Origin of the sequence: Pantoea sp. Pa-EAmG (genome assembly GCF_030024295.1) — a bacterium.
Taxonomy (GTDB): Bacteria; Pseudomonadota; Gammaproteobacteria; order Enterobacterales; family Enterobacteriaceae; genus Pantoea; species Pantoea dispersa.
In genome coordinates this window covers 1-14,931 of record NZ_JASEWO010000038.1, presented here as the reverse complement: position 1 = coordinate 14,931, position 14,931 = coordinate 1, and the positions used below count along the sequence as shown (strand labels likewise).

The following is a 14,931-nucleotide window of genomic DNA, read 5'->3' as shown; positions in this document are numbered from 1 at the left end:
TGTTTTGATGACAAAAGCGGCAAAGTGGAGAGGCTTAAGGCAATCTGCGCAGAGGTTAAGCGAATAGAAAAAAAGGAGAAAATAGCCCTTGACCCTTATCGCTGAACTCCCTATAGTAGCGCCCCGTTGACCCAGTGCGGTCAGCAAACAAAATGTGGTGAGGTGTCCGAGTGGCTGAAGGAGCACGCCTGGAAAGTGTGTATACGGCAACGTATCGGGGGTTCGAATCCCCCCCTCACCGCCATCATTCAGAGAAGAGCCTGTACGCAAGTACGGGCTTTTCTCATTTATATTCTCCACGCGTGGGGGGATGAGAATCCCCGATTGGAGGTTCGACAACTGGCGCATGCCAGTTGGACAGCGGAGCCTGCGACGCTGCCCGCAGGGTGAGCGAAGTGACAAAACGGCAGGATAGCCGTTTTGCATGGCTGCAAGCCACCCGGAGGGCGAGGCACAGGGATGTGCCGAGTGATATCAATCCCCCCCTCACCGCCATCATTTATATATAGGTGCCCGGTTAACAGCTGGGCATTTTTATTTGTCTGTTCTCCAGGTGCTTTTGTGCCACAGGACGCATAATCGAAAGATCCCCTTTCGCTGCAATATCGCGTGGGCAGCGGACCGTGTACTCTTACCGGAAATTCTGCAGGGTATCCTTTTCATCCACTGATGATGTCTTTGAATTAAGAGGGAATGCGCTATGACCAGACTGAAAAAGCACCGGCCCTGTTCCGGCCACTCTTTTCGCTGTTTAATGAGACGGACGAACCATTGCCTGACGGGAGAGCGTTAACATGGCCGTACAGTCAAACGTATCCCATATTCTTACCGAACTCGCCCACAACGCCCGGCAGATAGACGAGAGCCAGGCGCAGGCATTGATTGCACAAATTCGCAGTGCCAAACACATTTTCCTGCAGGGTGCCGGGCGCAGCGGCATTGCTATCCGCGCGTTCGCTAACCGTCTGTTGCATCTGGGTTTCTCGGTCAGCCTGGTCGGTGAAATCTCGTCACCCCACTCCAGACCTGGCGATTTATTGATTATTGGTTCTGGCAGTGGCGAAACCGCGAGCCTGAAAGCGCTGGCGCTGAACGCCGTTGAGCGCGGTGTCGATGTGGCGCTGATTACCCTGAAAGCAGATTCAGGCATCGGCAGACTGGCCAAATGCGTGTTGGTATTACCCGGCAACGTTAAAACCGATAACGCACGTAGCGCCGGACGATTCTCGCAGCCAATGGGCTCGGCCTTTGAGCAGCTTTGCTTCATCACCTGTGACGCCATGGTGCTTGAAATCATGCATCAGTGCGGTGAAACCAGCGAGAGCATGTTCAGCCGCCATGCGGACTTCGAATAACAGCATAACGTGTTTCCCGAACGTCGCTGATTTATACGCGGCAAACCTGAGAGCGAAACCCTGTGTGGTGATAAGGTGTCGCCGCTGATACGGGTGTACAGGTTAGATAATTTATTCTGTTTATATTTAAGCGTAATTGATTTCCCTGGTGCCGGACTCAGTTATTGATGTGGATAAGGCCACGCATGATCGAGGCCGGTTGATGACAGGATGCCCGTGACGGCCAGCCAGGCGAGCACCAGCGCGAAGATAATAATTGCTGTAATTTCAATTGATTTAATCAAATGACGCTTAGCCATAAATACCCCTTCTCAGTTCAGGTGTTTGTACACGCTTCTCTGAAGATAAGATGTTACCGGTAAAGCGCAAGCGTTGATCACATCATGAAACATAAAGCACAGCTTATTGATTATTTGCGGCGCGAAAATTTGGCATAGCCGTTTGCCCGTCTGCTGGCATCCTGGTGCATCCGGGTTTTTCGTGGGGTGAGTGATGTGATCATTCAGACGCCGCGTGCACCGGGCTGAGCACATCCGTTGCCGCTAACCCATTTTTGTGACGCACAATATCCGCCATGATTGCCAGCGCGATCTCCGCCGGGGTTTTGCTGCCGATATCCAGTCCAACCGGTGCGTGAATGCGCTGCAACTGCGTCGGCGTCAGCTCCGCAATCGCGGTCAGGCGCGCTTTGCGTTTGGCGCTGTTGCGCTGCGAGCCCATCGCACCGAGATAAAATGCCGGCAGATTGACCGCTTCCATCATGGTGAGATCATCAATACGCGCATCATGCGTCAGCGAGAGGATCGCCGTGGCGGCATGACAGCCCTCGCGTTCCAGATACACTGCCGGAAACTGCTGCACCAGTTTGACATCCGGCGCCAGTTCGGCCGCCATATTGCTCAGCACCTCTTCACGGTGTTCACAGACGATGGTTTCGAATCCCAGCGCCAGCGCGAAGTTGGCACAGTAAACGGCGACGCTGGAGAGTCCGGCAAGGATCAGGCGTGGCGCGGCACTCAGGGTCAGAACGATTTCATCGTCAGTGACCTGGGTGCGGGTGCGGCGGGTATAAGGTGCCGGTTCGAGCGCGTGACACGGCTGCGGCAGCGTCAGGCGTTTGGTGATGGCACGCGCGCCGGTCAGCGCATCCTCCAGCTGCTGTAAATAGCGCAGCGTGGCGGCCCCGGCAGGCAACCGTTCGACCAGAATATCCAGTACGCCGCCGCATGGCAGCGCGCGGTCAGGCGTGTCGCCCCCCTCACCGTAGCGCACCAGTTGACTGGCGGCAGAGAACGCCTGCTGCTGAACGCGGGTGATAAAATTCTCCTCGACGCAGCCGCCGGAAAGGGAACCGCTGTAGCGCCCATCGGCGCGAATCACCATCATCGCGCCCGGCGGGCGCGGCGATGAGCCGTACGTGCTGAGCACGGTACACAGCCACACCGGCTGCGCTTCCGCCCACTGCTGCGCCATCCTTACCACCTGCACATCAAGAGAGTGCATGACTTTCTCCGCTCATCGTTTCCGCCCTTTTTCTTCCCGTAAGCATAGCAATGAAAAACCCGGCCGCAGCCGGGTTGAGATTAGCTATTTTTTCAAGGTTAACTGTAAGCATGCAGCGTACGCTGGCACAGTGCCGAGCGAACGCAGTCGTCTTTACCGAAACGCACCACGCCAATCATCTCATCCTCTTCGAAGCGCGCCAGCGCATCGGCAAGGCCAGATTTGACGCTGGCGGGCAGGTCGCACTGGGTGACATCACCGTTGACAATGACCGTGACGTTTTCGCCCAGGCGGGTCAGGAACATCTTCATCTGCGCAGCGGTGACGTTTTGCGCCTCATCCAGAATCACCACCGCATTCTCAAAGGTACGTCCGCGCATATAAGCGAAGGGCGCGATCTCTACCTTGGCGATTTCGGGTCGCAGGCAGTACTGCATAAAGGAAGCGCCGAGACGTTTAACCAGAACGTCGTATACCGGTCGGAAATACGGGGCGAACTTCTCGGAAATGTCTCCGGGGAGGAAACCGAGATCCTCATCCGCCTGCAGAACCGGGCGCGTCACAATTATCCTTTCGATGTCCTTATTGATCAGGGCCTCAGCCGCTTTGGCTGCGCTAATCCAGGTTTTACCGCAACCGGCTTCACCGGTGGCGAATATCAGCTGTTTCGATTCTATGGCGTTAAGATAGTGCGCCTGAGCTTCATTTCTGGCTTCAATCGGACCACGATCGCGTGAATCACGCGCCATACCAATTGAGTCCAACCCACCCATCTGCACCAGCGAAGTGACCGATTCTTCTTCGCGCTGACGGTGACTGCGAGAATCACTACGAACGACTCTTCTTGCTTCACGACGCGCTTTGATCACTGCTTTCTGTCTTCCCATAGTGGCACCTTACAGTTGGTTTCATTTATCGCGGCGGATCACCCGCGGCGATGATTTGAACGCTTTAGAGGTTTTGTTGGCTTCCTTGTAAGCCGTATCGAGCCAGTGAGAAAAGTGTGCAACAACGCCGAAACGCTGCCGCGCACCGGTAAACATCGGAAAAGAATTTGAAGGCGATAAAAGAAAAGTGAAGAGGATTCTCACGCGGGAGGCAATCCCCCGCAGCGTACTGCGCTAGCTGAAGTGTATTTAACTGTCCGTATAAGGACCGGGCCATGCGCGAACTCCAGTGGACTTAGCCACACAACTGACGACGCTATGACTAAAGTTCATCATATTTCCGCCGATTTGCAACACTATTTTTACTTTACGGCAAAGAAAACCTGCGTGGCGCTGCCTTAGCCCGGTGCGCTTAAATTAAATTAATAATAATATTCAGTAAGATAGGTAATTCAGCACTTAACAAACTGTTTCAGAAAATTCGGACGTCACAGCGAGACAGGAGAAATTTAAGGCGGGCTTAACAGCAGCGCCTGGCACCGCGAACGGCGGACAAGCACTGTACATTAATTAATCAGGCTTCGAGCAACGGCTGCCCCAGATAATGATTTTTGTCCGCCACGCCGGGCAAAACAAAAAAGTATCCGCCGCCGATGGGACGAATATATTCTTCCAGCGCTTCGCCGTTGAGTCGTTTCTGCACGGTAATAAAGCCTTTGCTTAAATCGTGCTGATAACAGACGAACAGCAGCCCCATATCCAGCTGCCCTGCCCCGGTAATCCCCGAGGAATAGCTGTAGCCGCGCCGCAGCATCAGGCTGCTGTCGGTTTGCGGCGTGCGCGGATTGGCGAGCCGGATATGCGCATCCAGCGCAATAATTTCGCCGTCCGGATCGCCGGCGTAATCCGGCACGTCGTGCTCGTGCTGCATCCCCAGCGGCGCGCCGGACAACTTCTCACGACCAAAAATGGTTTGCTGCTCGCCCAGCGGCGTGCGGTCCCACATTTCAACGTGAAAACGGATGATGCGCACCGCCTGATAGCTGCCGCCGTGCGTCCACGCCGGTTCCTGCTGTTCCGGTGTCACCCACAACAGCTGGTCCATCAACTGCGCATTGTGGGTATCCGGATTGGCGGTGCCATCTTTGAAACCCAGCAGGTTGATCGGCGTTTCGCGCCCTTTGCTGCGTGCAGCGTGATCGGCGATAAAGCCGTCGCGCCGCCAGCGCACCGCCAGCAGATCCGGCGTGTGCTTGATGATATCGCGCAGCGCGTGAATCACCGTATCCTGGGTATTGGCGCAGATCTGAATCAGCAGGTCGCCATGACACTGCGCGGCGTCGAGCGAATCGTTGGGAAAGCGTGTCATCGTCTGCAGCTGGCTGGGTTTATGCGCGGCCAGCCCGAAGCGCTCGTCGAACAGTGAATGCCCCACCGACAGCGTCAGGGTCAGGTTATCGGGCGCAATGTCCGCACCCAGGATGCCGGAGTCGAGCGGCGGCAGCTGCGGATTGGGCACCGCCGGCGCCGGTCCGCCCTGGGTGAGAAAGGCAAAGCGCTGCGTCAGCAGCCGCAGCAGGCGTTCCAGTTCGGCTTTATCACTGGCCAGCACATCAAACGCCACCAGCATCATAGATGCCTGCTGCGGCGTCAGGATGCCGGCCTGATGAGCGCCGTAAAACGGTTGCGCCTGCTGGCGCGCATCGGGTGCAACCGTGCCGGGTGAGAAACTCTCTGCCGCGCTGGCGGCATGGAACGGACAGCCGCCGCCCAGTGCCGCCGCGCCACCCAGCATGCCCAATCCCTGTAACAGACGACGACGCGACGGTTGCGCCGCGTCATTTTTTTTACTCATGATTAATCAAGACCTAAAGTGCCGCGCAGCAGGGAGAGATCTTCCGCCAGCGTGGTGATGGGCCCTTTCAGCGCATTACGGTCGCTGGTGGTCAGCTTTTCATAGGAGGCAAAACCGTCTTTGGTACGGTATTTGCTGAGAATGCCATCCACCTTCTTAAAGTTCGCGTCCACTTTCGCCAGCAGCTGCGGATTGGCTTTTTGCAGCAGAGGACGCAGCAGATCAACGATTTTCTGTGCGCCGTCGATGTTGGCCTGAAAATCGGACAGATCGGTACGGCTGTAGCGATCTTCCTCACCAGAGATTTTGCTGGACGCCACCTCTTCAATCAGTCCTGCCGCGCCACCAACCACTTTCGCCGGCGGGAAGGCCAGCTCGCTGACGCGGGTTTGCAGATCCTGCACATCCTTATACAGCTGGTCAGCGAACGCGTCCGCGCCTTTGGTGGTGTTGTCGGCGAACAGCAGTTTTTCCAGCCGGTGGAAGCCGGTAAATTTCGGATCTTCCGCTTTTTTCTCGAAGTCATCTTCACGCGCGTCAATGCTGCCGTCGAGGTCAGAGAACAGTTCGGCAATCGGCTCGATGCGCTCATAGTGCACACGCGTCGGCGCATACAGCGCTTTGGCTTTTTCCACGTCACCGGCTTTTACCGCGTCGGTAAAGGCTTTGGTGCCGGCCACCAGCGCGCTCACCTCGCCCATCACGTAGACTTTGTAATCGGCAATCGGCCCGACCAGCTGCAGCACGTCTGGCTTGCCGCTGCTGGCTTTTTGGCTGTCACCGCTGACCACCAGCTTGCCTTTCGGATTAGTGAGCAGGCCGCAGGTCATGTCATATTCACCCGCTTCCAGGTTGGCGGTGAGCTTCTGGCTGAAGCCGGGCGCGATGTTTTCGCGCTCCTCCACCACCATCACGCCTTTGAGGATTTCCCACTCCAGCGCTTTCTGGCTGTTGTTTTTGATGATGAACTGGGTTTTACCGGCCTGCACGTTGAGCGACATCGGCTCGCACTGCTTGTCAGTGACCGTCACCGTGACCTGCGGTACGGCAGCGGCAGAAGCGGCACCGGACAGCGCCAGCATGGAGAGCAACAGCGCCTTACGGCGGAAGCGAATCGTCATAGTCATATCCCTGTTACATGAAGGTACAGGCGCACGCGCGCCTGCGAAAAGTTAGCGCACCGACCGTGCGGCGCTGGGTGCCGGACGCGCCGGGAAGAAAAACAGCAGCAGCGCCGGGATCAGATAAATCAGCCATACCGCGACTTCGCTGACGCTCGGCGCTTCCTGATAACCCAGAATGCCTTCCAGCAGCGTGCCAAAGATCGAATGGGTAGAGAGCGTGTTGCTGAAGTCAAACGCGGTCGCCTGGAAGTGGTTCCACAGTCCCGCCTCGTGGAAGGCGCGGATCGCCCCCGCCGCCAGTCCGGCCGCCACCAGCAGGATGAACAGGCTGGTCCAGCGGAAGAAGTGCGCCATGTTAAGACGCACCCCGCCGTAGTAAATCAGCATGCCCAGCACGATGGCGGTCGCCAGACCCAGCACCGCGCCAATCGGTGGCGCATAGCCAACATCCTGGGTAAACGCCGCCAGCAGAAAAAACACCGACTCCAGCCCTTCCCGCGCCACGGCGAGAAACACCATCAGCACCAGCGGCAACCCGCTGCCGCCCGGCTTCTGCAGCGCCTGATCGACGGATTTTTCCAGCGTAGCTTTGATATTGCGCGACACCTTGCGCATCCAGAACACCATTGAGGTGAGGATCACCACGGCAATTACCGCCACGATGCCCTCGAACAGTTCCTGCTGTTTCTGCGGGAACTCACCGGTGGTTTCGTTGATGAAAATACCGAGCGCGAGGCACAGCGCCGCAGCAATAAACACGCCGGCCCACATCGCGGGGAACCACTGGCTGCGCTGGGTGCGTTTGAGATAGCTGGCAATCAGGCTGACGATGAGCGCTGCCTCGAGACCTTCGCGCAGCATAATGAGAAAGGGAACGAACATCACCAACCTCTTGAATGTTAAGGAGGGTAAACCTTAGGTAAAAATACGTAAAGTGCGAACGATATCGATTATCATTATCGCGGATGAAAATACAAGTCACCGCGCGAAATTAATTTTGCTTTTGCGGGTCAGGTAGCGATGCGGGAAAGTCAGGGCGGAGTGACAGATTGCGCGATAAATCGTGCGCAGAGGACGAGACATGAAAACTGCGGGGAACACGGCACACGCGCTCCCCGCTTTACTCAGGCCAACACCGTTATTTGGTGTTGTATTCCGCTTCGGCGGCATCGAAACGCTGCTGCGCTTCAGCCGACGGTTCGCGGCCGGCCAGGCTCACCACGACAATCGCGATGCTGGCAAACAGGAAGCCCGGGATGATTTCATACAGGTTGAGCCAGGCGTACTGCTTCCAGATCAGCACCGTAGCGGCCCCGATAATCATGCCGGCCAGCGCGCCGTTGCGCGTCATACGCTTCCAGCACACGCCGAACAGCACCACCGGACCGAATGCGGCACCAAAGCCTGCCCAGGCGTAGCTCACCAGGCCGAGCACGCGGTTCTCCGGGTTGGAGGCCAGCGCAATTGCCACCAGCGCAATCACCAGCACCATTAAACGGCCAACCCACACCAGCTCTTTCTGGCTGGCATTTTTACGCAGGAAACCTTTATACAGGTCTTCGGTCAGCGCGCTCGAGCACACCAGCAGCTGACAGCTCAGGGTCGACATCACCGCCGCCAGAATAGCTGACAGCAGAATACCGGCGATCCACGGATTGAACAGAATGCGCGCCAGCTCGATAAACACGCGCTCGCCGTTTTCGCTTACGCCCGCCGCCTGCTCCGGATGGTTCTGGAAATAGGCGATACCGAAGAAGCCCACCGCAACAGCACCGGCCAGGCACAGGATCATCCAGGCCATGCCGATGCGGCGCGCGGTGCGAATAGAACGGTGCGAGTCTGCGGCCATGAAGCGCGCCAGAATGTGCGGCTGGCCGAAGTAGCCGAGGCCCCAGCCGAGCAGTGAAATCACCGCCACGAAGTTGAGGCCCTTCAGCATATCGAGGTTTTCCAGGCTTTTCGCTTCAATCACGGCCAGCGAATCATCCAGGCCACCGACGGCGATAATCACAATCACCGGCGTCAGAATCAGGGCAAAAATCATCAGGCTGGCCTGTACGGTATCGGTCCAGCTCACCGCCAGGAAGCCACCCACCAGCGTATAAAGAATGGTTGCTGCCGCGCCAGCCCACAGCGCGGTTTCATAACTCATGCCGAAAGTGCTTTCAAACAGGCGCGCACCCGCCACGACGCCCGAGGCACAGTAAATGGTGAAGAAGATCAGGATTACCAGTGCCGAGATGACGCGCAGAATTTTGCTGTGGTCTTCGAAGCGGCTGGTGAAAAAGTCTGGCAGGGTTAAGGCATTATTGTGATGCTCGGTCTGCACGCGCAGGCGACCCGCAACAATTTTCCAGTTCAGCCACGCGCCAATCGTCAGGCCGATGGCAATCCAGCTCTCAGAGATCCCGGAGAGAAAAATCGCGCCCGGCAGTCCCATCAGCAGCCAGCCGCTCATGTCCGAGGCCCCGGCCGACAGCGCGGTTACCACGCTGCCCAGGCTGCGACCGCCCAGAATATAGTCGTCAAAGTTTTTGGTTGAGCGGTACGCGATAAAACCAATCAACACCATCCCGAGGATGTAAATGATAAATGTCACCAGCATCGGTGTACTTACTGTCATCTGTCTCTCCACTTATTATTTGATCTCTTAAGAGAAATCTTTTTCCTGCGTTACCGGAACGGGATAACGTCAGGGCTTTACCGCATCCAGAGAAAGCGATTTCTCATAAGGCGCGGTATCCTGCCGCAAAGGTGCGACGCGCACAATGCATTTAACACAGCTGTTACCTGGGTTTCACCTGACTTTGCATTTTTCATGCTCACAGGTTGCGCCTGTTCACATTTTAAGTTGCACCTGATGTCAGCCAGGATGCGTTTTGTTGCGGTGGGTTGCAACTCTGGCGAGATTCTTGCAGCAAGTTCTGTGCCGCTTTTGCTGCGTTAACAAAAAAGGCGGTTAAAAACGTGCAACCGAGGTCACATTTAACACGGTTGCACAAAGTTGCAACATGAGTGATAGTGCAGCCCACGCTGAAGTTGATTCACACTTTGAGGACGAGGAAATCATGGGAACCACCACCATGGGGGTGAAGCTGGATGAAGCCACCCGCGATCGCATTAAACTGGCGGCGCAAAAGATTGACCGCACGCCGCACTGGCTGATCAAGCAGGCAATTTTTAACTATCTCGGCCAGCTGGAAGCGGGAGAAACGCTGGCGGAGATCCCGCTGCAGCTGAATGATGCCGCAGACGATGAGCGTGTGCCGGAAGAGAGCTTCCAGCCTTTCCTCGACTTCGCCGAACACATTTTGCCGCAGTCGGTCAGCCGCTCGGCCATCACCGCCGCGTGGCGTCGTCCGGAGACCGATGCGGTGCCGATGCTGCTGGAGCAGGCGCGTCTCCCTGCCCCGCTGGCAGAGAAAACCCACCAGCTGGCATACAGCCTGGCGGACAAGCTACGGCACCAAAAAGGGGCAACCGGACGCGCCGGCATGGTGCAAAGCCTGCTGCAGGAGTTCTCGCTCTCGTCTCAGGAAGGCGTGGCGCTGATGTGCCTGGCGGAAGCGCTGCTGCGTATTCCTGACAAGCCCACCCGCGATGCGCTGATCCGCGATAAAATCAGCAACGGCAACTGGCAGTCCCATCTGGGCCGCAGCCCGTCGATGTTCGTCAACGCCGCCACCTGGGGCCTGCTGTTTACCGGGCGTCTGGTCTCCACGCACAATGAAGCCAACCTGTCTAAATCGTTGAACCGCATCATCGGCAAGAGCGGCGAACCGCTGATCCGCAAAGGCGTGGATATGGCGATGCGCCTGATGGGCGAACAGTTCGTCACCGGCGAAACCATCGCCGAGGCGCTGGCCAACGCGCGCAAGCTGGAAGAGAAAGGCTTCCGCTACTCGTATGACATGCTGGGCGAAGCGGCACTCACCGCCAGCGATGCCAAAGCCTATCTTATTTCCTATCAGCAGGCGATTCACGCCATTGGTAAAGCCTCCAACGGACGCGGCATTTATGAAGGTCCGGGCATTTCCATTAAGCTGTCGGCGCTGCATCCGCGCTACAGCCGCGCGCAGTATGAGCGGGTGATGGAAGAGCTTTACCCGATCCTGAAATCGCTGACGCTGCTGGCGCGCTCGTATGACATCGGCATCAACATCGATGCCGAAGAAGCCGATCGCCTGGAGCTGTCGCTCGATCTGCTGGAAAAACTCTGTTTTGAGCCGGAGCTGGAAGGCTGGAACGGCATCGGTTTCGTGATTCAGGCTTATCAGAAGCGCTGCCCGTTTGTGATTGATGCGCTGGTGGATCTGGCGCAGCGCAGCCGCCGTCGTCTGATGATCCGTCTGGTGAAAGGCGCTTACTGGGATAGCGAAATCAAACGCGCGCAGATGGAAGGCCTCGAGGGCTATCCGGTTTATACCCGCAAGGTGTACACCGACATCTCCTACCTCGCCTGTGCGCGTAAATTGCTGGCGGTGCCTAACCTGATTTATCCGCAGTTTGCCACCCACAACGCCCACACGCTGGCGGCGATCTACCAGCTGGCGGGCAACAACTACTATCCTGGCCAGTACGAGTTCCAGTGCCTGCACGGCATGGGCGAACCGCTGTACGAGCAGGTAGTGGGCAAAGTGGCCGACGGCAAGCTGAACCGGCCATGCCGGATTTATGCGCCGGTCGGTACCCACGAAACGCTGCTGGCCTACCTGGTGCGTCGCCTGCTGGAAAACGGCGCCAATACCTCGTTCGTCAACCGCATCGCTGACAATACACTGCCGATTGACGAGCTGGTGGCCGATCCGGTGGCTGCGGTGGAGAAAATGGGTGTCGCAGAAGGCGCCATTGGCCTGCCGCATCCGAAGATTCCGCTGCCGCGCGATCTGTATGGCGACAAGCGTGTTAACTCTGCCGGTCTGGATCTGGCCAACGAACACCGCCTGGCGTCGCTCTCCAGCGCCCTGCTCTCCAGCGCCAGCCAGCCGTGGCAGGCTCAGCCGATCATTGATGGCGAGCTGGGTAGCGGCAGCAGCCGCGCGGTGATCAACCCGGCCACGCCGGCGGATATCGTCGGCAGTGTGCGGGAAGCCACCCCTGAAGAGGTCTCCTGTGCGCTGGATGCCGCGGTGAATGCCGGACCGATCTGGTTCGCCACGCCGCCGCAGGAGCGCGCCGCGATCCTCGAACGTGCCGCTCAGGCGATGGAAGACCAGATGCAGCAGCTGATTGGTTTGCTGGTGCGTGAGGCGGGTAAAACCTACAACAACGCCATTGCCGAAGTGCGCGAAGCGGTAGACTTCCTCTACTACTACGCCGGCATGGTGCGTGACGATTTCGATAACGAAACCCATCGCCCGCTCGGTCCGGTAGTGTGCATCAGCCCGTGGAACTTCCCGCTGGCGATCTTCACCGGCCAGATTGCCGCCGCCCTGGCAGCGGGCAACAGCGTGCTGGCGAAACCCGCCGAGCAGACGCCGCTGATTGCCGCGCAGGCGGTGCAGATCATGCTGGATGCCGGCGTACCGGCTGGCGTGCTGCAACTGCTGCCCGGTCAGGGCGAAACGGTGGGTGCGCAGCTGACCGGCGACGAGCGGGTGCGCGGCGTGATGTTCACCGGCTCAACCGCAGTCGCCACCCTGCTGCAGCGCAACCTGGCTGGCCGCCTCGATCCGCAGGGTCGCCCGACGCCGCTGATCGCCGAGACTGGCGGCATGAACGCCATGATCGTCGACTCTTCAGCGCTCACCGAACAGGTGGTGGTGGATATCGTGGCGTCCGCGTTTGACAGCGCCGGCCAGCGCTGCTCGGCGCTGCGTCTGCTGTGCATCCAGGACGATGTGGCTGACCACACGCTGAAGATGCTGCGTGGTGCCATGGCTGAATGCCGCATGGGCAATCCGGAGCGTCTGTCGACCGACGTCGGTCCGGTGATCGATGCTGAAGCCAAAGCCAACATCGAGCGTCATATCCAGGCGATGCGCAATAAAGGCTTTACCGTGTATCAGGCGGTGCAGGAGCATCCGCAGGACAGCAAAGAGTGGCACAGCGGCACCTTTATCAAACCGACGCTGATTGAGCTCGATCAGGTCAGCGATCTGGATAAAGAGGTGTTCGGTCCGGTGCTGCACGTGGTGCGCTTTGCGCGCAACAACCTGCCGCAGCTGATTGAGCAGATCAACGCCTCGGGCTATGGCCTGACGCTTGGCGTGCATACCCGTATCGACGAAACCATTGCGCAGGTAACAGCCGGGGCGAAAGTCGGCAACCTGTACGTTAACCGTAACATGGTGGGCGCGGTGGTCGGCGTGCAGCCGTTCGGCGGCGAAGGCCTGTCGGGCACCGGTCCGAAAGCCGGCGGTCCGCTCTATCTCTACCGCCTGCTGGCACATCGTCCGGACGGTGCTCTGCGCATCACCTTTGATCGTCAGGATGCCGAACGGCCGGTGGACAGCAGCGTGCGCACTACGCTGCTGAGCGCGCATCAGGCATTGCAGAGCTGGGCACAGGATAAGCCGGAGCTGCTGGCGCTGTGTCAGCGTTACGATGCGCTGAGCCAGGCCGGGACCGTGCGACTGCTGCCGGGCCCGACCGGTGAGCGCAACACCTTTACGCTGCTGCCGCGCGATCGGGTGCTGTGTATCGCAGATAACCAGCAGGATGCGCTGATTCAGCTGGCGGCGGTCACCAGCGTCGGTAGCCAGGCACTGTGGCAGGATGACGAGCTGCATCGGACGCTGCGCCAGTCGCTGCCGACCGCGGTGCAGGCGCGCATCACGCTGGCGAAAGATGTGCTGGCGGCGGAGTTTGATGCGGTGATCTATCACGGCGATGCCGATCAGCTGCGCAGCCTGTGCGAACAGATTGCCGCCCGCGAAGGCGCGATTGTGTCAGTGCAGGGCTTTGCCCGCGGCGAGACCAATCTGCTGCTGGAACGTCTGCTGATTGAGCGCTCGCTGAGCGTCAATACTGCGGCTGCCGGCGGCAACGCCAGCCTGATGACTATTGGTTAAGTAAAGCAGGATCGCCATGGATGGCGTAATGGAGATCGGTGAAGGACACCGCAAGTTGTAACAAGGCCGTAGCGGCGCCATTCATTGTGCGAGGAATCGCGCCGCTACGAAACGTGCCCTCGTTTTTGTTCCACTTTAAAGCTTACCAGCGCACATCACGCCACCGACTTACTGCGTTTCAAACCAATCAACGTCGGGAACACAAACAGCGACTGCCCCAGCCCGCGGTTGGTCAGCGACCACACCGCCACTGAACACAGCGAACAGATGCCGACAATCGCCAGCGGATAGAAGCACGCCCACAGCAGCGCAAACCACGTCTGCTCAAACAAATGATGGCGCTGCGCAAACAGAATCGCCGACATGCCGAAGAACTCAATAAAAATGCGGTGGATAACGTAGATCTGTAGCGTGTTGCGGCCAATCCAGTTGAAGTAACGCATGCTGAAGTGCGCGTTGAGCCAGCGGCACGCCGCCACGCTCACCAGCACCGCGATGATGCACATGAACAGGCTCTTATCGAGGCCAAAAATCACGTGCAGACCGGACAGCGCCGCCAGCGCGGCCCACGGCAGAAGGTTCTCGCGGCGCAGCTGACTCAGGCGCAACATCAGCGGGCTCCAGAACGCGCCCAGCAGGAAGAACAGGAAATACTGCGCCACGCTCTGCGGTCCCCAGTAGGGAATGATCTTCTCCACCGCCAGATAATTCAGCACCACCGCCGCCACCAGCAGCGCCACTTTGTGCTGACGGAAGATTTTGGCGCACAGGAAGTAGATCGCCAGACCGTACAGGTACCACGAGGTGCTCATCGCCAGGAAGGTCAGCTTAAGGAACTCCAGCAGCGAACCGGCGTAAGCCGCGTTGAGGTTCTGCGAGATACGCTGGCCGGTGATTTCAGTCGAAATGCCGACAATCGACCACCACTGAATAAAGCCCCACAGCACGTAGAGATAGAACAGATTGGTAATGCGGCTGGTAAATACCTGTTTCCACGGCCGGTTGAGAATGCCGTTGGTGGCAAGCAGGCCGGAGACGAAGAAAAAGGCGGGCATACGCAACGGTGATAACACCGTATTAAACTGCACCCATATTTCCGCCGGGATCCAGCCGGCACTGAGATATTTAACCGTGCCTTCAAAGCCGGGTAATACGGTGTGATACAGTACCACCAGCAATATGCACACTCCTTTC

Annotated in this window: 10 protein-coding genes and 1 tRNA gene; 3 read left to right on the top strand and 8 right to left on the bottom strand. The window is 58.1% G+C overall.

From position 1 onward, the window contains the following. The first annotated feature begins 156 nt into the window (after positions 1-156). Positions 157-244, top strand: a tRNA-Ser gene (locus QMM04_RS07800). A gap of 550 nt (positions 245-794) precedes the next feature. Beyond that, on the top strand, positions 795-1,355 hold the full coding sequence (hxlB, locus tag QMM04_RS07795) for a 6-phospho-3-hexuloisomerase (protein ID WP_059009582.1): 561 nt from the start codon (positions 795-797) through the stop codon (positions 1,353-1,355). 161 nt (positions 1,356-1,516) lie between these two features. Here hxlB and QMM04_RS07790 read toward each other — a convergent pair whose 3' ends face one another. The 7 genes from QMM04_RS07790 to putP all read right to left on the bottom strand — a co-directional run bounded on the left by QMM04_RS07790 (position 1,517) and on the right by putP (position 9,347). Then, on the bottom strand, positions 1,517-1,654 hold the full coding sequence (locus QMM04_RS07790) for a hypothetical protein (protein ID WP_195910908.1): 138 nt from the start codon (positions 1,652-1,654) through the stop codon (positions 1,517-1,519). A 199-nt stretch (positions 1,655-1,853) separates the two neighbouring features. Next, a complete protein-coding gene (locus QMM04_RS07785; protein ID WP_059009583.1) occupies positions 1,854-2,858 on the bottom strand; it encodes an XdhC family protein in 1,005 nt (334 codons plus the stop codon). Between the two features lie 98 nt (positions 2,859-2,956). After that, on the bottom strand, positions 2,957-3,745 hold the full coding sequence (gene phoH / locus QMM04_RS07780; protein WP_282995942.1) for a phosphate starvation-inducible protein PhoH: 789 nt from the start codon (positions 3,743-3,745) through the stop codon (positions 2,957-2,959). 574 nt (positions 3,746-4,319) lie between these two features. Continuing rightward, a complete protein-coding gene (gene efeB / locus QMM04_RS07775; protein WP_262264741.1) occupies positions 4,320-5,600 on the bottom strand; it encodes an iron uptake transporter deferrochelatase/peroxidase subunit in 1,281 nt (426 codons plus the stop codon). 2 nt (positions 5,601-5,602) lie between these two features. Continuing rightward, positions 5,603-6,721, bottom strand: a complete 1,119-nt coding sequence (gene efeO, locus QMM04_RS07770) for an iron uptake system protein EfeO (protein ID WP_262264742.1) — start codon at positions 6,719-6,721, stop codon at positions 5,603-5,605. Positions 6,722-6,772: 51 nt separating this feature from the next. Then, entirely contained in the window at positions 6,773-7,606 is an 834-nt protein-coding gene (gene efeU / locus QMM04_RS07765; RefSeq protein WP_021509909.1) for an iron uptake transporter permease EfeU, read from the bottom strand. 256 nt (positions 7,607-7,862) lie between these two features. After that, positions 7,863-9,347 (bottom strand): sodium/proline symporter PutP, encoded by a 1,485-nt coding sequence (gene putP, locus QMM04_RS07760; protein ID WP_058771173.1) that lies wholly within the window; start codon positions 9,345-9,347, stop codon positions 7,863-7,865. Positions 9,348-9,792: 445 nt separating this feature from the next. On the opposite strand from putP, the gene putA reads away from it, so the two are divergent. Further along, positions 9,793-13,737 carry a trifunctional transcriptional regulator/proline dehydrogenase/L-glutamate gamma-semialdehyde dehydrogenase gene (gene putA, locus QMM04_RS07755; protein ID WP_282995950.1) on the top strand — a complete coding sequence of 1,315 codons (3,945 nt, stop codon included), beginning with the start codon at positions 9,793-9,795 and terminating at the stop codon, positions 13,735-13,737. Between the two features lie 155 nt (positions 13,738-13,892). Here putA and QMM04_RS07750 read toward each other — a convergent pair. Next, on the bottom strand, positions 13,893-14,931 hold a 1,039-nt coding region (locus QMM04_RS07750; protein ID WP_282995941.1), incomplete at its 5' end, for an acyltransferase family protein.